We start from the raw sequence: 19016 nt of genomic DNA, 5'->3' as shown, positions 1-19016 counted from the left end.
CGGCCCCGTCAGGCGCGGGTCGAGCCCGTTCGTGCCGTCGCCGCCGCGCGGGACAGTGCGCCGAGCCGCCCACGGCCGGTGGGGACCAGCTTCGGAAGGCGGTGCGGCAGCGAGCCGTACCAGGCGAACGACACCGCGTAACCGAAGCTCAGGCAGGCGATGCCGCCCACCGCGTCCAGCCAGAAGTGGTTGGCCGTCGCCACGATCACGACAAGGGTGGCCGTCGGGTAGAGCAGCCCCAGGACGCGCGCCCAGGGCACCGAGGCCAGCGCGAAGATCGTCATACCGCACCACAGTGACCAGCCGATGTGCATCGACGGCATCGCGGCGTACTGGTTCGACATGTTCTTGAAGTTGCCCGAGGCCATCGAGCCCCAGGTCTGGTGCAGCAGCACCGTGTCGATGAAGTTCCCGCCGTTCATCAGACGGGGCGGAGCCAGCGGATACAGGTAGTAGCCGAGCAGGGCCACGCCCGTGGTCGCGAACAGGACCAGTCTGGTCGCGGTGTAGCGGCCCGGGTGCCGTCGGAACAGCCAGACGAGCACACCGATGGTGACGATGAAGTGCAGCGTCGCGTAGTAGTAGTTCATCGACACGATCAGCCATGTCACCGAGTTGACGCTGCGGTTGACCGTCTCCTCGAAGGCGACACCCATCGCCTTCTCCGCCGACCAGATCCAGTCGGCGTTGCGCAGGGCGGCGGCCCGCTGCTCGGGCACGGCGTTGCGCACCAGCGAGTACAGCCAGTAACTGACCGCGATCAGCAGGATCTCGAACCACAGTCGGGGCCTGCGGGGGGACCGCAGCGACCGGAATCTCGTCCACGCGCCGGCCCGTTTCGGCTCGGGGGCCGTCTCGTCGACGATGGGTGCCGCGGTGGCCGTCGTCCGGCCTTCCTGTGTCTTCACTAGCGATTCACCCATAGGCGCAGAGTCTGCCAGATACGTTCCACACTCCCCGATCATCCTCCGGTCGGGATCCGGTTGCACACTCTGCACCTTACGAGCGGGCGGAGGTGCCGGAGTCCGGCCCGGGGCCGGAGGCCGTCGAGCCGCGGACCACCAGCTCAGGCATGAACACGAACTCGCTGTGCGGGGCGGGTGTCCCGCCGATCTCCTCCAGGAGCGTGCGCACCGCGGCCTGGCCCATCGCCGTCACCGGCTGCCGGATCGTGGTGAGCGGCGGATCGGTGAACGCTATGAGCGGAGAGTCGTCGTAGCCCACGACGGACAGATCACGCGGCACCTCGAGCGACATCCTGCGGGCGGCGCGGATCGCACCGAGCGCCATCATGTCGCTCGCGCACACCACCGCGGTGCAGCCCCGCTCCATGAGCGCAGAGGCGGCCGCCTGGCCGCCCTCAAGTGTGTACAGGGAGTGCTGGATCAGTTCCTCCACCTCGTCCGCCGTGAGGCCGAGCTGCTCCTGCATCGTGGCGTGGAAGCCCTCGATCTTGCGGAGCACGGGGACGAACCGCTTGGGACCGACGGCGAGACCGATCCGCTGGTGCCCCAGCGAGACGAGGTGTGTCACCGCGAGCCGCATCGCCGCCCGGTCGTCGGGAGAGATGAACGGTGCCTGGACCTTGGGCGAGAAACCGTTGACGAGGACGAAGGGGACGCCCTGCGCGCGCAGCTGTTCGTAGCGCTGCATGTCGGCGGAGGTGTCCGCGTGGAGCCCCGAGACGAAGATGATGCCCGAGACGCCCCGGTCGACGAGCATCTCGGTGAGCTCGTCCTCGGTGGAGCCGCCGGGAGTCTGGGTCGCCAGCACCGGGGTGTATCCCTGGCGCGTCAGCGCCTGGCCGATGACCTGGGCCAGTGCCGGGAAGATCGGGTTCTCCAGCTCCGGCGTGATGAGACCGACCAGGCCCGCGCTGCGCCTGCGCAGGCGTACCGGGCGTTCGTAGCCCAGCACGTCGAGTGCTGCGAGGACGGATTCACGGGTGGCAGCGGCAACGCCGGGCTTGCCGTTCAGTACACGGCTGACCGTAGCTTCGCTGACCCCCGCCTGAGTTGCGATATCGGCAAGCCGTGCGGTCATGAAAGGGGACTGTACCGGGCCTGTGTCTGATTGCCCACCGTGTGCGGGAATCAGCCGTCCTGGCTGCTCGGGGCCCATGAAACCGAGGGAGTTCAGCCACGCCACGGCGCTCCGGCGGCACCTTCGCAGCAACATCTTGCAAGGTCTTGCGGACGCTGTTTGCTGCCTGCAGTCAGATGGTCGCACTACGGATATACCGTGTGTGGCCTGCGATGAGCAGGGGTACGACGCTGTCGTCAAGAGTCCCGACGGCAACCTTGAGGACACGCGGATGTAACGATCGCCGGAGCTTGCAGAAATCTTCCGCAAGGTCTTTCGGTCGTCTTTCATCCTTGTTACGTTCTCGACGACCCGGCGCCGCGACGGAGCGGTACGGCAGTTGAAGGAGTTCAGATGCGACGTGGCATAACGGCCACCGCCCTGGTTGCGGCCCTGGCGCTCGCGGCGACCGCCTGCGGCAGCGAGGACAAGTCCGAGGGCAGCAAGAGCTCGGGAGAGCTCTCCGGCACGGTGACCTGGTGGGACACCTCCACCGTCGGCAGCGAGGACAAGGTCTTCAAGAAGCTGGCCGAGGGCTTCGAGAAGAAGCACCCGAAGGTCGACGTCAAGTACGTCAACGTGCCTTTCGGTGAGGCGCAGAACAAGTTCAAGAACGCGGCGCAGGCCGGCGCCGGCGCCCCCGACGTCATCCGCTCCGAGGTCGCCTGGACCCCCGAGTTCGCGGACCTCGGCTACCTGGCCCCGCTCGACGGCACCACGGCGCTGAAGGACGAGGGCGACTTCCTCAAGCAGGCCGCCGCGTCCACCAAGTACAAGGACAAGACCTACGCGGTCCCGCAGGTCATCGACTCCATGGGCATCTTCTACAACAAGAAGATCTTCAAGGAGGCCGGCGTCGAGGTTCCGGCGTCGATCGCCGAGCTGAAGACCGTCTCGGAGAAGATCAAGGACAAGACCGGCAAGACCGGCCTCTACCTGCGCGGCGACGACGCGTACTGGTTCCTCTCCTTCCTGTACGGCGAGGGCGGCGACCTGGTCAACGCGGCCGACAAGTCCGTCACCGTCGACAAGCCCGAGGGCGTCAAGGCGTTCAAGGTCGTCAAGGACCTCGTGGACTCCGGTGCCGCGAAGACCGACGCCACCGACGGCTGGGAGAACATGCAGTCGTCGTTCAAGGACGGCAAGGTCGCCATGATGATCAACGGCCCGTGGGCCGTGGCCGACACGCTCGCCGGTAACGAGTTCAAGGACAAGGCGAACCTGGGCATCGCCCCGGTCCCGGCCGGCTCCGCCGGTCAGGGCGCCCCGCAGGGCGGCCACAACCTCGCCGTCTACGCGGGCTCCAAGAACCTCGACGCCTCCTACGCCTTCGTCGAGTACATGACGTCCGTGGAGACCCAGGCGCAGACCGCCGGCGAGCTGAACCTGCTGCCGACCCGCACCGCCGCGTACGCCAAGCAGGAGGCCGTGGACAGCGAGATCGTCGGCTTCTTCAAGCCGGTCGTCGAGACCGCCGTCGAGCGCCCCTGGATCCCGGAGACCGGCAGCCTCTTCGCGCCGCTCGTCACCGAGTACACCAAGGTCCTCACCGACCAGACCACGCCGGAGAAGGCCGCGTCGGCCACCGGTGACTCCTACCGCAAGCTCCTCAAGGGCTGGAAGTAACCCAGGAAGGCAGGCCGGCTGATGGCTGTCCACACCAGCCAGTCGGTGGCGAAGGCCGCGGGCGACGATGTCGCCCGCGGCCGGAGCCGCGGTACTGGTAACCCCCCGCCGCCGAGCAGGCTCCGGCGGGCTCTGTCGGTCCACTGGTACGCCTGGACGATGGTCGCCCCCGTCGTCCTCGTGATCGGCGTGATCATCGGCTATCCGCTGCTCCGCGGCATCTACCTGTCGCTGACGGACGCCAACGAGCGCAACGTCGCCCGGTCCATCGGCGTCAACGAGATGCCGGCCACCTACAAGTTCGTGGGTGTGGACAACTACGTCGACGCACTGACGGGTACCCAGTTCCTCGGCACGCTCGGCTGGACGCTGGTGTGGACGGTCTCCTGTGTGGCCATCACGTTCTGCCTCGGCATGGCCCTGGCCAACATGCTCAACCGCCGGTTCGCGGGGCGCTCCGCGTACCGGATGGCGCTCATCCTGCCCTGGGCGATCCCCGGCTTCGTCTCGGTCTTCGCCTGGCGCTTCCTCTACAACGAGGACCGCGGGCTGCTCAACAAGATCCTGACCGGCGCCGGCATCGACGGCGTGCCCTGGCTCAACGACCCCACCTGGGCCAAGTTCTCGGTCATCGCCGTGAACGTCTGGCTCGGTATCCCGTTCATGATGGTCGCCCTGCTCGGCGGTCTGCAGTCCATACCCGCGGAGCAGTACGAGGCAGCCGAGATGGACGGCGCCACAGCCTGGCAGCGCTTCCGCCACATCACGCTCCCCGGACTGCGCCCGGTGTCCACCACGGTGATCCTGCTCTCCACCATCTGGACCTTCAACATGTTCCCGGTCATCTTCCTGCTGACCCGGGGCGGACCTGGCGAAGCCACCCAGATCCTGGTCACCCAGGCGTACAAATTCTCCTTCGAGATCAGCCCGCGCGACTTCGCGCAGTCCTCCACCTGGGGTGTGCTGATCCTCGTACTCCTGATGCTCTTCGCCGTGGTCTACCGGCGAGTGCTCCGCACGCAGGGAGACAACTGGTGACCACCTACACGGAACCCTCCGGCCGGCACGCCGTCCGCAAGCCGCGGCAGCGCGGCGACCGTTCCCCCCTCGCCTCCGTGGGTCTGCACCTCACCCTGATCATCGCGTCCGTCATCGCGGTCTTCCCGGTGCTCTGGGTCCTGCTGACCTCGCTGAAGCCCGCCAAGTTCGCGACGACGACCGACTTCTTCCGGGAGACGACGCTCGTCAACTACACGAACCTGATCAAGGACACCGAGTTCCTGAGCTGGTTCGGCAACTCCGTGATCATCGCGGGGCTCTCCACCGTCATCGGTGTGTTCGTCTCCGCCACCACGGGCTACGCCGTCAGCCGCTTCCGCTTCCCCGGCAAGCGCGGGCTGATGTGGACGCTGCTGATCACCCAGATGTTCCCGGTCGCCGTCCTCATCGTGCCGATCTACAACATCATGTCGAGCATCGGGCTGCTCAACCAGCCCGCCGGTCTCGTGATCACCTACCTCACCATCTCGGTGCCGTTCTGCGCCTGGATGATGAAGGGCTTCTTCGACACCATCCCGCGGGAGATCGACGAGTCGGGGCAGGTCGACGGCCTCACCCCGTTCGGCACGTTCTGGCGGCTCATCCTGCCGCTCGCCAAGCCGGGCCTCGCCGTCACCGCGTTCTACTCCTTCATCACCGCCTGGGGCGAGGTGGCGTACGCCTCCGCGTTCATGGTCGGCGACGAGAACCTCACGCTCGCCGGCGGACTGCAGAAGTTCGTCAACCAGTACGGCGCCCAGTGGGGCCCGATGACCGCGGCGTCCGTACTGATCGCGATACCGGCGGCGCTCGTCTTCCTCTTCGCGCAGCGTCACCTGGTGACCGGCATGTCCGCCGGAGCCGTGAAGGGCTGACCACCCGCTCGCACGACCGCACGACCGATCGCACCAGTCACAGCGGCGCCGGGACCCCGACCCGGTCGCGGCGCCGCTCCCCACCCAGACACCCCAGGGACGACATGACCCAGCACCTCGCTGCCCCCTCCACCGGCACGTCCGACGGCGCCCAGGGCCACCGCACCGGCTGGTGGCAGGACGCGGTGATCTACCAGGTCTATCCACGGAGCTTCGCCGACGGCAACGGCGACGGCATGGGCGATCTCGCAGGCGTCACCGCCCGTCTCCCGTACCTCAAGAGCCTCGGCGTCGACGCGGTCTGGCTCAGCCCCTTCTACGCCTCGCCGCAGGCCGACGCCGGCTACGACGTCGCCGACTACCGGGCCATCGACCCGATGTTCGGCACGCTGCTGGACGCCGACGCCCTGATCCGCGAGGCCCACGGCCTCGATCTGCGCATCATCGTCGACCTGGTGCCCAACCACTCGTCCGACCAGCACGAGTGGTTCAAGCGCGCTCTCGCCGAAGGCCCCGGATCGGCCCTCCGCGACCGCTACCACTTCCGCGCCGGCAAGGGCAAGGACGGCGAACTCCCGCCCAACGACTGGGAGTCCATCTTCGGCGGTCCGGCCTGGACCCGGACCACCGACCCGGACGGCACGCCCGGTGACTGGTACCTCCACCTGTTCGCCCCGGAGCAGCCCGACTTCAACTGGGAGCACCCGGCCGTCGCCGACGAGTTCCGCTCGATCCTGCGCTTCTGGCTCGACATGGGTGTCGACGGCTTCCGCGTCGACGTCGCCCACGGCCTCGTCAAGGCCGAGGGCCTGCCCGACCTCGGCGCGCACGACCAGCTCAAGCTGCTCGGAAACGATGTCATGCCGTTCTTCGACCAGGACGGTGTGCACGAGATCTACCGCAGCTGGCGCGTCATCCTCGACGAGTACCCCGGTGAGCGGATCGCCGTCGCCGAGGCGTGGACGCCCACCGTCGAGCGCACCGCCAACTACGTGCGCAGCGACGAGATGCACCAGGCCTTCAACTTCCAGTACCTCGGCACCGCCTTCGATGCCGCCGAGCTGCGCAAGGTCATCGACACCTCGCTCGACGCCATGCGTCCGGTCGGCGCCCCCACCACCTGGGTGCTCTCCAACCACGACGTGACCCGGCACGCCACCCGCTTCGCCAACCCGCCCGGCCTCGGTACCCAGATCCGCACCCCGGGCGACCGCGAGATGGGTCTGCGCCGCGCCCGCGCCGCGACCCTGCTCATGCTGGCGCTGCCCGGCTCCGCCTACGTCTACCAGGGCGAGGAGCTCGGCCTGCCCGACGTCACCGACCTGCCCGACGAGGCCCGCCAGGACCCGTCGTTCTTCCGCGCCGAGGGCCAGGACGGCTTCCGCGACGGCTGCCGGGTGCCGATCCCGTGGACCCGCGACGGCAGCTCGTACGGCTTCGGCGACGGCGGCAGCTGGCTGCCGCAGCCCGCCGGCTGGGGCCGGCTCTCCGTCGAGGCGCAGACCGGCGTCGAGGGTTCCACGCTGGAGCTGTACCGCGCGGCGATCACCGCCCGCCGTGCCCACCCCGGGCTCGGCGCGGGAACCGGCGTGGAGTGGCTGGACGCCCCGGAAGGCGTTCTCGTCTTCGGCCGCCCCGGCTTCGTCTGCACGGTCAACACCACCGCCCGCCCGGTGCGGATGCCGGTACGCGGCAGCGTGCTGCTGTCCAGCGCGCCCGTGGCCGTGGACGGCGCCGAGTTCGAGCTGCCCGCCGAGACCACGGTGTGGTGGACGGTGTGACCGTCCCCGCCCCCCGGACCGGCGGCGCGCTGCGGCTCTCCGACATCGCCGGACAGGCGGCGGTCAGCGAGGCGACCGTCAGCCGGGTGCTCAACGGGAAGCCGGGCGTCGCGGACACCACGCGTCAGCGGGTGCTCGCGGCGCTCGACATCCTCGGCTACGAACGTCCTGTACGGCTGCGACGGCGCAGCGCCGGGCTGATCGGGCTGGTGACTCCTGAACTCACCAACCCGATCTTCCCGGCGTTCGCGCAGTCCGTCGAGCAGGTCCTGGCCGGGCACGGGTACACCCCGGTGCTCTGCACCCAGCTGCCCGGCGGCGCCACGGAGGACGAGCTCGTCGAGCAGCTCGTCGAACGCGGCGTCGGCGGCATCGTCTTCCTGTCCGGGCTGCACGCCGACCTGTCGGCGGACCCGGCCCGGTACGCCGCGCTGTCCGACCGCGGCGTGCCGTTCGTCCTGATCAACGGATACAACGAACGGATCAGCGCCCCGTTCGTCTCGCCCGACGACACGGCTGCCGTACGGATGGCCGTCGGGCACCTCGCCGAGCTCGGGCACCGGAAGGTCGGCCTGGCGATCGGACCGCAGCGCTACGTGCCCTCCCGGCGCAAGCGCGACGGCTTCGTCGAGGCGGCCGTCTCCGTGCTGGGCATGGACCGGAGCGAGGCCGAACTCATGGTGTGCTCGACGCTGTTCAGCGTCGAGGGCGGCCAGGTCGCGGCGGGCGCCCTGCTCGACCGGGGCTGTACCGGCATCGTCTGCGGCAGCGACCTGATGGCGCTGGGCGTGGTCCGGGCGGCCCGGGGGAGGGGACTTGACGTTCCGCGCGACGTCTCCGTCGTCGGCTTCGACGACTCGCAGCTGATCGCGTTCACCGACCCGCCGCTGACCACGGTGCGCCAGCCGGTGCAGGCGATGGCCGGCGCCGCTGTGGGGGCACTCCTGGAGGAGATCGCCGGAAGTCCCGTGCAGCGCACGGAGTACGTGTTCCAGCCGGAGCTCGTGGTGCGCGGGTCCACCGCGGCGGTGCGGGTCGCCTGAACGAGGGCAAGCGGGGCCGGGTCCGGAGGGGGGGACCCGGCCTTTCGCGTGCGCGGCTCCGCCGCGGACCGCCGTGGCCGGCTGCCTACGCGGCGGGGGCGGCCGACGCGCCGAGGGTCTCGGCGACGGCGCCGGGCAGCCAGTCGGTGACCCGGGAGATGGCGAAGCCCAGCCGTTTCGCACGGGTGTTGCTCATGGAGCAGTGGCGGTCGAAGGAGAACGGCGAAGCCGTCCCGCCCGCCGCGACGGTCCGGTGGACGGGCTCCCCGCCGGTCCGCGCGGCGACTGCCGCGGTCAGGTCACGCACGTCGAGCAGGCCGTCGGAGCAGGCGTTGACCGGACCCGTGAAGCCGGTTGCGGTGGTCGCCCAGAGCAGCAGGTCCGCCAGCTCCTCGTAGTGGATGAACACCGTCGGCAGCGGCTTCGCGTGCACAGCGATCTCTTCGCCCCGGTGGATGCGCTAGGTGTCCATGGCCACCGGCCAGTAGCGCGGGTCCACGTTCTCCTCCGGCACCGGGGTCCCCGCCGGCACGGCCGGCGGCACGGCGGTCGCCGGGTCGTAGACCTCGATCGTGGAGGTCATCACGTAGCGACGGATACGGCCGCCGACGCGGGCGGCGGTCGCGGCCCCCGGTGGTCGGGGCCGTACAGCACAGGAGAGGTCCGGAAGTCGGCCCGGGATGGGCCGGCGGGGAGTGGAGCGACTCCGGACCCCTCTGTGCCGTGACCGGCCCGGCCGGCCGGGCGCGTGGGGTCCCGGCGTACCGGAACCCCCGGCCGACCGGGCCGGAGTCGGGATGAATGTAACAGCCTCGCAATATCTTGCGTAAGAGCTTGCAGGAAGAAAACTCCAAGATTTCGCGGATGTGAGCAGGATGTAATCGAGCCATGTCCAGGGGGTTGACCCGGCCAGGTCAGGCTCGTAGCGTCTGCTCGCACGCAGGAGTTGCATTCTTGCTGCAAGAACCTTCATGAGCCTTGAGGGCACGGCGCGTTGCCATGTGAGGCTGCTCCGCCATCCCCGCATTTCCCCCACCGCAGGAGGAAAGTCATGGCACGCAGACCACTGTCTGCCACGCTCGCCCTGGTCACGGGTGCCGCCGTTCTCGTCATCCCCACCGGGCTCGGCGCCGCAGGTACTGCCCAGGCCGCGCCGCCCGGCGACAAGGACGTCACCGCCGTGATGTTCGAGTGGAAGTTCGCCTCCGTGGCCAAGGCGTGTACCGACAGCCTCGGCCCGGCCGGTTACGGCTTCGTCCAGGTGTCACCGCCCCAGGAACACATCCAGGGGAGCCAGTGGTGGACCTCCTACCAGCCGGTCAGCTACAAGATCGCCGGACGTCTCGGCGACCGCGCGGCGTTCTCCGCCATGGTCGCCACGTGCCACGGCGCGGGCGTCAAGGTCATCGCCGACTCGGTCATCAACCACATGGCGGCGGGCTCGGGCACCGGCACCGGCGGCAGCGCGTACGGCAAGTACGACTACCCCGGCGTCTACTCCGTCAGCGACATGAACGACTGCCAGTCGCAGATCACCAACTACGGGGACCGCGCCAACGTCCAGAACTGCGAACTGGTCGGCCTGGCCGACCTGGACACCGGTGAGGACTACGTACGTGGCCGGATAGCCACGTACCTCAACGACCTCCTCTCCCTCGGGGTCGACGGCTTCCGGATCGACGCGGCCAAGCACATGCCCGCCGCCGACCTGGCCAACATCAAGTCCCGGCTGAGCAACCCGGGTGTCTACTGGAAGCACGAGGCGATCCACGGTGCGGGCGAGGCCGTCTCGCCGTCGGAGTACCTCGGCAGCGGCGACGTCCAGGAGTTCCGCTACGGCCGCAGCCTCAAGCAGGTCTTCAACAACGAGAACCTCGCCGGCCTCAAGAACTTCGGCGAGGGCTGGGGCTTCATGGAGTCCGGCAAGTCGGCCGTCTTCGTGGACAACCACGACACCGAGCGCGGCGGTGACACGCTGAACTACAAGGACGGCTCGAAGTACACCCTGGCCAGTGTCTTCATGCTGGCCTACCCCTACGGCTCCCCGGACGTCCACTCCGGCTACGAGTTCAGCAGCCACGACGCCGGCCCGCCCAACGGCGGACAGGTGAACGCCTGTTACAGCGACGGCTGGAAGTGCCAGCACGCGTGGCGCGAGATCTCCTCCATGGTCGGCTTCCGCAACGCGGCACGCGGCCAGGGCGTCTCCAACTGGTGGGACAACGGCGGCGACCAGATCGCCTTCGGCCGGGGCACCAAGGCGTACGTCGCCCTCAACCACGAGGGCTCCGCGCTGACGCGTACGTTCCAGACCTCGCTGGCCGCCGGTGACTACTGCGACGTCCAGTCCGGCAAGGGCGTCACGGTGAACGGCTCCGGCCAGTTCACGGCCACGCTCGCCGCGGGCACGGCGGTCGCCCTGCACGTCAACGCCCGTACGTGCACCGGCGGTGGCGGCACCGACCCCGGCACCGACCCCGGTACCGGGACGTCCGGCGCCTCCTTCGGCGTCAACGCCACGACACAGCTCGGCCAGAACATCTACGTCACCGGCAACCAGTCAGCCCTCGGCAGCTGGAACCCGGCCAACGCGCTGAAGCTCGACCCGGCCACCTACCCCGTCTGGAAGCTCGACGTCAGCCTGCCCGCCGGGACGACGTTCGAGTACAAGTACGTCCGCAAGGACGCGAGCGGCAACGTGACCTGGGAGAGCGGCGCCAACCGCACGGCGACGGTACCCGCCACCGGCAAGGTCACGCTGACGAACGACGTCTGGCGCGCCTGAGCCGGACGCGAGCCGTTCCCGTCCGCGCACCCGACGTCCGGGTGCGCGGACGGGGCGGCTCCCCGGATGCCGCAGGTTTCACGACTCCCTACTCCCCGAACACCAAGGAGACCCTCCCCGTGTCCCGTACCACCCTCAGACGGGGAGCCGTCGCCGCCTTGTGCGTGGCGCTCATGCCCGTCGTGCCGGCGGCATCGGCGTCCGCAGCGGCGAAGCCCCCGGCCCCGCCGTCGGACGCGAAACTGGCCGCCGCACCGGCCCGGCACGATCTGACCCGCGAGCAGTTCTACTTCGTCCTGCCCGACCGGTTCGCCAACGGCGACACCTCCAACGACCGCGGCGGGCTCACCGGCTCGCGGCTGGAGACCGGGTACGACCCCAGCGACAAGGGCTTCTACCAGGGCGGCGACCTCAAGGGCCTCACGCGGAAGCTCGACTACATCAAGGGTCTCGGCACCACCGCCATCTGGCTCGCGCCGATCTTCAAGAACCGGCCCGTCCAGGGCACGGGCAAGGACGCGTCGGCCGGCTACCACGGCTACTGGATCACCGACTTCACCCAGGTGGACCCGCACTTCGGCACCAACGCCGACCTGTCGGCCTTGATCGACAAGGCCCACGGCAAGGGCATGAAGGTCTTCTTCGACGTCATCACCAACCACACCGCCGACACCGTCGACTACGCGGAGAAGGCGTACGGCTACAAGCCCAAGGGCGCCTTCCCCTACCTCGACGCGACAGGCCGCCCGTTCGACGACACCGCCGGCATGGCAGAGGTCGACGCGGACTCCTTCCCGTACACCCCGAAGAGCACCGGCACCAAGGTGCCCTCCTGGCTCAACGACCCCACCATGTACCACAACCGGGGTGACTCGACCTATGCCGGTGAGTCCACCGAGTACGGCGACTTCTCCGGGCTCGACGACCTGTGGACCGAGCGTCCCGAGGTCGTGTCGGGCATGGCGAAGATCTACCAGAAGTGGGTCCGGGACTTCGGGATAGACGGCTTCCGCATCGACACCGTCAAACACGTCGACCTGGACTTCTGGACCGAGTGGGCGACCGCCCTAGACGCGTACGCGGCCGAGCGCGGCCGGGACGACTTCTTCATGTTCGGCGAGGTCTACTCCGCGGACACGGCGATCACCTCGCCCTACGTCACCCGGGGACGGCTCGACTCCACGCTCGACTTCCCCTTCCAGGAAGCGGCACGCCAGTACGCCTCCCAGGGCGCCCCGGCCTCGAAGCTCGCCGCCGTCTACGGCGACGACTACCGCTACACCACGGACAAGGCCAACGCCTACGAGCAGGTCACGTTCCTCGGCAACCACGACATGGGCCGCATCGGCACCTTCCTCAAGCAGGACAACCCGGACGCGGACGACGCCGAACTGCTGAAGCGGGCACGTCTCGCCAACGAGCTGATGTTCCTCGGCCGCGGCAACCCGGTGATCTACTACGGCGACGAGCAGGGCTACACCGGCGCCGGCGGCGACAAGGACGCCCGCCAGACCCTCTTCGCCTCCAGGACCGCCGACTACCTCGACGACGACCAGCTCGGCACGGACCGTACGCACGCCTCCGACGCGTACGACACCCAGCACCCGGTCTACCGCTCCATCGCCGCACTGTCGAAGCTCACCAGGGAGCACCCGGCCCTGCGTGACGGCACCCAGACGGAGCGGTACGCCGAAGGGTCCGTCCACGCCTTCTCCCGTACGGACGCCAAGCGCCCCTACGAGTACGTCGTCGCCACCAACAACGCCGCCGAGGCGCGGACCGTCGAGCTGACCACCGAGTCGGCCGGCATGAACTTCCGTACGCTCTACGGGGGTTCCGGGTCCGTCCGCAGCACCGGCGACCGGAAGATCAGCGTCACCGTGCCGGCACTCGGCAGCATCGTGCTCAAGGCCGACCGGCCACTGGGCACCCCCGCCACCGCACCGGCCATCACCCTGAAGGCACCCGCCGCCGGGGCCACCGGTACCGTCGAGCTCACCGCGGACGTCGAGGGCGGACAGCTCGACCGCGTCGTCTTCGCCGCCCAGACCGGCAGCGGCAAGTGGCGCACACTCGGCTCCGCCGACCACGCCCCGTACAAGGTCACCCAGTACCTGGACCGCACCGTCGCGGCCGGAACCGCCCTGCGGTACAAGGCCGTGGTCGTCGACCGCACGGGGCGCACCGCCAGTGCGCTCGCCTCCACCACCGCGGGCCAGGCCCCGCCGGCCGAGAAGCCCGTCGCCGTGGAACGCGACTACGCCGTCGTCCACTACAAGCGCGCGGACGGCGACTACGACGGCTGGCAGCTGAAGTCCGGCGGGAAGACGGCCGACTTCGTCGGGCGGGACGCCTACGGGGCGTTCGCCTGGGTCGCGGTCGACGAGGGCGCCTCCTCCGTCCCGTACACCGTGGAGAAGTCCGGCACCGCCGACGGCCCGCAGCGCGCCGTCGACCTGGCCAGGACCGGTCAGGTCTGGATCGAGCAGGGCAAGGACGGTCAGGCGACCGAGGCGCCCGACGGCGCCAAGCCGCCGCAGGACACCACGAAGGCCGTCCTCAACTACCACCGTACCGACGGCGACTACGACGGCTGGGGGCTGCACACCTGGACCGGGGCGAAGAACCCCACCGACTGGGCCAAGCCCCTCCAGCCGGTCAGGAAGGACGCCTACGGCGTCACCTTCGAGGTCCCGCTCACCGAAGGCGCAACCTCGCTCAGCTACATCCTCCACAAGGGTGACGAGAAGGACCTCCCGAGCGACCAGTCCCTGGACCTCGCCTCGCACGGGCACGAGGTCTGGATGCTCGGCGGGAAGCCCGGATACCTCCTGCCGCAGGCAGGCGGAGCACCCGCCCCCGATCTCACCGAGGCCGCGGCCCAGTGGATCGACGGCGACACCGTCGTCTGGAAGGTGAAGTCCACCGACGCCACCAGCCAGCAGCTCGTGTACGCCGAGGACGGCGGGATCTCCGTCGTCGACGGCGCGCTCTCCGACGAGGGCCGGTGGCTCAGGCTCAACGCGACGACGCTCACCGACGCGCAGAAGGCGAAGTACCCGCACCTCAAGGACCACCCGGCGTTCACCGTCGACGTACGCGACCGGGACAGGGTCCGCGACTCCCTGCGGGGCCAGCTGATCGCCACCCAGCGCGCGGCCAACGGCGCCCTGCTCGCCGCCACCGGGGTGCAGACCGCCGGGGTGCTCGACGACCTGTACGGGGAGCGGGCGAGCGGCGCCGCCCTCGGCCCGGTCTTCCGCCACGGCCGCCCCACCCTGTCCGTCTGGGCGCCCACGGCCCGTACGGTCTCGCTCGAACTGGACGGCACGTCCGTCCCGATGCGGCGCGACGACCGCACCGGCGTCTGGTCCGTCACCGGAAAGAAGAGCTGGACCGGCAAGCCCTACCGGTACGTCGTGAAGGTCTGGGCGCCCACCGTCCAGAAGATCGTCACCAACAAGGTCACCGACCCGTACTCCACCGCGCTGACCGCGGACTCCGCGCGCAGCCTCGTCGTCGACCTGACCGATCCGGAGCTGGCCCCGCGCGGCTGGTCCGGACTGAGGAAGCCCGCCGCCACCCCGCTGCGCGACGCCCAGATCCAGGAGCTGCACATCCGCGACTTCTCGATCGCGGACGGCACGTCGAAGCACCCCGGTGAGTACCTGGCCTTCACCGACACCCGCTCGGACGGGATGAAGCACCTGGAGCGCCTCGCCGGTTCCGGCACCAGCTACGTCCACCTGCTGCCCGCGTTCGACATCGGCACCATCCCCGAGAAGAAGTCGGACCAGCAGCTGCCCGGCTGCGACCTGTCCGTCTACGCCCCCGACTCCCAGGAGCAGCAGGCCTGCGTGTCGAAGGCCGCCGCGAAGGACGCCTTCAACTGGGGCTACGACCCGCTGCACTACACGGTCCCCGAAGGCTCCTACGCCTCCGACCCGGACGGCACGAAGCGCACGGTCGAGTTCCGCCGGATGGTGCAGGGCCTCAACGGGGCCGGACTGCGCACCGTCATGGACGTCGTCTACAACCACACCGTCGCCTCCGGCCAGGACGACAAGTCGGTGCTCGACCGCATCGTGCCCGGCTACTACCAGCGGCTCCTGGAGGACGGCTCCGTCGCCACCTCCACCTGCTGCGCCAACACCGCGCCCGAGAACACCATGATGGGCAAGCTCGTCGTCGACTCGGTCGTCACCTGGGCCAAGGAGTACAAGGTCGACGGCTTCCGCTTCGACCTGATGGGACACCACCCGAAGGCCAACATCCTCGCGGTCCGCAAGGCCCTCGACGAGCTGACCCCCGCCAAGGACGGCGTCGACGGAAAGAACATCGTCCTGTACGGGGAGGGCTGGAACTTCGGTGAGATCGCCGACGACGCCCGCTTCGTCCAGGCCACCCAGAAGCACATGGCCGGCACCGGCGTCGCCACCTTCTCCGACCGGGCCCGCGACGCGGTGCGCGGCGGCGGCCCCTTCGACGAGGACCCCGGTGTCCAGGGCTTCGCGAGCGGTCTCTACACCGACCCGAACACCTCGAAGGCCAACGGCACCACGGCCGAGCAGAAGGCCCGGCTGCTGCACTACCAGGACCTGATCAAGGTCGGGCTGACCGGCAACCTCGCCGACTACACCTTCACCGATAGCAGCGGCCGTACGGTCAAGGGCTCAGCGGTCGACTACAACGGGGCGCCCGCCGGATACGCGGCGGCCCCGGGCGACGCGCTCGCCTACTCCGACGCCCACGACAACGAGACGCTGTACGACGCGCTCGCCTTCAAGCTCCCGGCGGGCACCCCGGCGGCCGACCGGGCACGGATGCAGGTCCTGGCCATGGCGGCGTCCACCCTCTCGCAGGGGCCCTCGCTCTCCCAGGCGGGCACCGACCTGCTGCGGTCCAAGTCGCTCGACCGCAACTCCTACGACAGCGGTGACTGGTTCAACGCGCTGCACTGGGACTGCCGCGACGGCAACGGGTTCGGCCGCGGCCTGCCGCCGGCCGCCGACAACACGAGCAAGTGGTCCTACGCCGAGCCGCTGCTGACCAACGCCACGCTCACCCCCGGGTGCCCGCAGATCGACGGCGCGTCCGCCGCGTACCGCGACCTGCTCACCATCCGGACCACCGAGAAGGAGTTCTCGCTTCCCACCACCGAGCAGGTCCAGTCGGCCCTGTCGTTCCCCCTCTCGGGGACCGACGAGACACCCGGCGTGATCACGATGCGCCTCGGCAAGCTGGTCGTCGTCATCAACGCCACCCCCGGCACCGAGAGTCAGCGCCTCGCGGACCGGGCGGGCACGGCGTACGCCCTGCACCCCGTCCAGGCGGCAGGCGCCGACGCCACCGTGAAGAAGTCCGCCTACGACAAGGAAACCGGCACCTTCACCGTCCCCGGACGCACGGTCGCCGTCTTCTCCCTGCGCTGACGCGCACGGCCCCACCCCGCCCGGCCGCCGTCCGGTCCCCTCGCAGGGGCCGGACGGCGGCCGGGCTTGTGCTGTCCCACGGATCACCGCCAGGCTTAGGAGCGACAACCGGCCGGACCCGTACACAGGAGCACTTGATGCCGCAGATCACCGTCGACTATTCCGCCGAGCTCGACGACGCCTTCGACCGCCGCGGCTTCGCCCTCGCCCTGCACCCGCTGGTCGCCGAGACCGTCACCACGCAGATCCCCAACTGCAAGACCCGGTTCCGCAGGGTGGAGGAGTCCTTCGTGGGGGAGGTGGCCGACGGCGACGCGATCGTGCACGTCTCGATCGGTCTGCTGGCCGGCCGCACCCCGGAGACCAAGGTGCGGCTGACCCAGTCCGTCCTCGACCTGCTGGCCGGGTACCTGAAGCCCGTCGAGGAGCTGGTGGTGCACGCCTCGGCCGAGACCCGTGAGCTCGACCCGTCCTACCGGAAGAGCTGAGTCCGCCAGGGAGCCCGGCCCGCAGCCGGGTCAGGGCCTGCGCTGCGGGGGCACGGCGGGTACGGACGGCGCCAGCGTCGACAGACGCGTCAGCAGATCGCCGAACGGACCGTCCGCCGGCTCCTGGGCGAGGACGCGCAGCACGATGCCCGCCATCTCCTGGTCGTAGGCGGCGCTCACCGCGGCCAGCGCGGCGAAGTCGTGCACGAGCTGCGTCTCCAGCTCGGACCGCGGGATGCGCCGTCCGTCGAGCCAGATCAGGGCCGTCGACTCGGCGAGCGAGACCCAGGAGCGAACGACCAGCTCCAGCCGGGCGGGCGGGTCCTGGACACCCAGATGGCTGATGATCTGCTCGTACGCCGCCTGGCGCACCCCGTCGATCATGGCGTTCGCCGTCGAGGAGCCGACCGAGGGACCGCCGCGCATCAGCGCGGAGAAGCCCGGGCCGTGCTCCTCGACGAAGTCGAAGAAGCGGCCCATCACGCGCAGCAGCCGGGCGCCCAGCGGCCCTTCGAGCGGCTCGACGAACCGTCCCGCCAGTTCGGTGGCGGCCCGTCCGAGCGCGGCCTCGTACAGGCTCTGCTTCCCCGGGAAGTAGTGGTAGACGAGCGGCCGGGAGATGCCCGCGGCGGCCGCGATCTCGTCGATCGACACGTCGTCGGGGGAGCGGTGGCTGAACAACTCCAGCGCGACGCCGATCAGCTGCTGCCTGCGTTCTTCGACGCCCATCCTGCGCCGCACCCCGGTCGTCATGCCGACAGCCTAGCCGGGGGCGCGTCGCCGGAGATGTCAGAGGTCCAGGACCAGCCGGTCACCGCGGCAGCGCGAGACGCACAGGAGCATCGAGTCCTCGCGCTCCGCGTCCGTCAACAGCTCGTCCCTGTGGTCGATCGCGCCTTCCAGGACGCGTTGTCGGCACGTGCCGCAGAATCCCTGCTCGCAGGAGTACGGGACGTACGGGAGCGCTTCGCGCACGGCCGCGAGAACCGACCGTCCCGCCTCGACCCTGACGGTGCTTCCCGAGCGGCGCAGTTCCACGTCGAACGACGTGGCGGCCGGGTCCGCGCCGGTGGCCGCGGTGAAGCGTTCGAGGTGGAGGGAGCAGCCATCGGGCAGTGCGGCGGCGACCGCGTCCATCAGGGGCCCGGGGCCGCAGACGTAGACCGCCGTGCCCGGCGCCGCCTGCGCCAGCGCGGCGGCCGCGTCCGGGCGCCCGGCCTCGTCCTCCGCAACCACGGTGACCCGCCCGCCGTCGGCTCCGAGCTTCTCGATCTCGTCGAGGAAGGGCAGGGAGGCGCGCGTACGGCCGCCGTACAGCAGCCGCCAGTCGGCGCCCGACGCGGCGACGGCCCGCAGCATCGGCAGGATCGGCGTGATGCCGATGCCACCCGCGACGAACACGTACGCGGGGGCCTCGACGAGCGGGAAGCGGTTGCGCGGCCCGCGCGCGCGTACCTCCGTGCCCTCGTGCAGGTGCGTGTGGACCTCGCGCGAGCCGCCACGGCCGTCCTCGACGAGGCGCGGCGCGACGGTGTACGCGTCACGGTCGGCCGGGTCTCCGCAGAGCGAGTACTGGCGCACCAGACCGGACGGCAGCACGAGGTCCAGATGCGCGCCGGGCTGCCAGGCCGGCAGGTCCTCGCCCGCCAGCCGGAGTCGTACGACCCCGTCGGCGACCGGTTCCCGCTCGGTGACCAGCAGCGGGCGGGTGGTGGTGGAACGCCGCTCCGAGTAGCCCGAGACCGGTACGTCCAGGGCGGGCATCGGCCACAGCGGTGACGTCTCGATGCGGCGGCGCAGCGCACGCCGGGCGAGCACGACGGCTCCGGCGACGAGAACGAGTGTGCGCGGACGGGGAAGGGCCAT

Annotated in this window: 14 protein-coding genes; 8 read left to right on the top strand and 6 right to left on the bottom strand. The window is 70.0% G+C overall.

The genetic code is table 11. The annotated features are described in order from the left end of the window. Positions 1-8: 8 nt before the first annotated feature. Together AB0C82_RS15200 and AB0C82_RS15195 are read right to left on the bottom strand one after the other, a co-directional pair. Complete coding sequence (locus AB0C82_RS15200) at positions 9-923, bottom strand: phosphatase PAP2 family protein (protein WP_362841120.1); 915 nt, start codon at positions 921-923, stop codon at positions 9-11. A 76-nt stretch (positions 924-999) separates the two neighbouring features. Continuing rightward, positions 1000-2043, bottom strand: coding sequence for a LacI family DNA-binding transcriptional regulator (locus AB0C82_RS15195; RefSeq protein ID WP_362841117.1), 1044 nt, complete (start codon positions 2041-2043; stop codon positions 1000-1002). Between the two features lie 393 nt (positions 2044-2436). Here AB0C82_RS15195 and AB0C82_RS15190 point away from each other — a divergent pair, with 393 nt between their 5' ends. The 5 genes from AB0C82_RS15190 (at position 2437) to AB0C82_RS15170 (ending at position 8445) form a co-directional block, all read left to right on the top strand. Beyond that, positions 2437-3708, top strand: coding sequence for an extracellular solute-binding protein (locus tag AB0C82_RS15190; RefSeq protein WP_362841114.1), 1272 nt, complete (start codon positions 2437-2439; stop codon positions 3706-3708). Between the two features lie 21 nt (positions 3709-3729). Continuing rightward, on the top strand, positions 3730-4746 hold the full coding sequence (locus tag AB0C82_RS15185; RefSeq protein ID WP_362841112.1) for a sugar ABC transporter permease: 1017 nt from the start codon (positions 3730-3732) through the stop codon (positions 4744-4746). Continuing rightward, positions 4743-5621 carry a carbohydrate ABC transporter permease gene (locus AB0C82_RS15180; protein WP_362841109.1) on the top strand — a complete coding sequence of 293 codons (879 nt, stop codon included), beginning with the start codon at positions 4743-4745 and terminating at the stop codon, positions 5619-5621. The genes AB0C82_RS15185 and AB0C82_RS15180 overlap by 4 nt, the downstream gene beginning before the upstream one ends. A gap of 104 nt (positions 5622-5725) precedes the next feature. Next, on the top strand, positions 5726-7402 hold the full coding sequence (locus tag AB0C82_RS15175) for an alpha-amylase family glycosyl hydrolase (protein ID WP_362841106.1): 1677 nt from the start codon (positions 5726-5728) through the stop codon (positions 7400-7402). Then, positions 7387-8445, top strand: a complete 1059-nt coding sequence (locus AB0C82_RS15170; protein ID WP_362841103.1) for a LacI family DNA-binding transcriptional regulator — start codon at positions 7387-7389, stop codon at positions 8443-8445. Before AB0C82_RS15175 ends, AB0C82_RS15170 begins: the two co-directional genes overlap by 16 nt. An 85-nt stretch (positions 8446-8530) precedes the next feature. Here AB0C82_RS15170 and AB0C82_RS15165 read toward each other — a convergent pair whose 3' ends face one another. Next, positions 8531-8878: a hypothetical protein gene (locus tag AB0C82_RS15165; protein WP_362841100.1), complete on the bottom strand. Its 348-nt coding sequence runs from the start codon at positions 8876-8878 to the stop codon at positions 8531-8533. 27 nt (positions 8879-8905) lie between these two features. After that, positions 8906-9031 carry a hypothetical protein gene (locus AB0C82_RS15160; protein WP_362841098.1) on the bottom strand — a complete coding sequence of 42 codons (126 nt, stop codon included), beginning with the start codon at positions 9029-9031 and terminating at the stop codon, positions 8906-8908. Between the two features lie 465 nt (positions 9032-9496). Between AB0C82_RS15160 and AB0C82_RS15155 the strand changes: the two genes are divergently transcribed. From AB0C82_RS15155 to AB0C82_RS15145, 3 genes are all read left to right on the top strand, one after another. Beyond that, a complete protein-coding gene (locus AB0C82_RS15155) occupies positions 9497-11230 on the top strand; it encodes a carbohydrate-binding module family 20 domain-containing protein (RefSeq protein ID WP_362841095.1) in 1734 nt (577 codons plus the stop codon). Between the two features lie 173 nt (positions 11231-11403). Then, a complete protein-coding gene (gene pulA, locus AB0C82_RS15150; protein WP_362842039.1) occupies positions 11404-16662 on the top strand; it encodes a pullulanase-type alpha-1,6-glucosidase in 5259 nt (1752 codons plus the stop codon). A 137-nt stretch (positions 16663-16799) separates the two neighbouring features. Further along, positions 16800-17150 carry an isomerase gene (locus tag AB0C82_RS15145; protein WP_362841093.1) on the top strand — a complete coding sequence of 117 codons (351 nt, stop codon included), beginning with the start codon at positions 16800-16802 and terminating at the stop codon, positions 17148-17150. 30 nt (positions 17151-17180) lie between these two features. Here the strand turns inward: AB0C82_RS15145 and AB0C82_RS15140 are convergent, their stop codons facing one another. Continuing rightward, entirely contained in the window at positions 17181-17903 is a 723-nt protein-coding gene (locus tag AB0C82_RS15140) for a TetR/AcrR family transcriptional regulator (RefSeq protein ID WP_362841090.1), read from the bottom strand. Positions 17904-17939: 36 nt separating this feature from the next. Continuing rightward, entirely contained in the window at positions 17940-19016 is a 1077-nt protein-coding gene (locus AB0C82_RS15135) for a PDR/VanB family oxidoreductase (protein WP_362841087.1), read from the bottom strand.

Source organism: Streptomyces sp. NPDC048560 (assembly GCF_040650955.1).
Taxonomy (GTDB): domain Bacteria; phylum Actinomycetota; class Actinomycetes; order Streptomycetales; family Streptomycetaceae; genus Streptomyces.
This window is presented reverse-complemented; position numbering and strand designations above follow the sequence as displayed.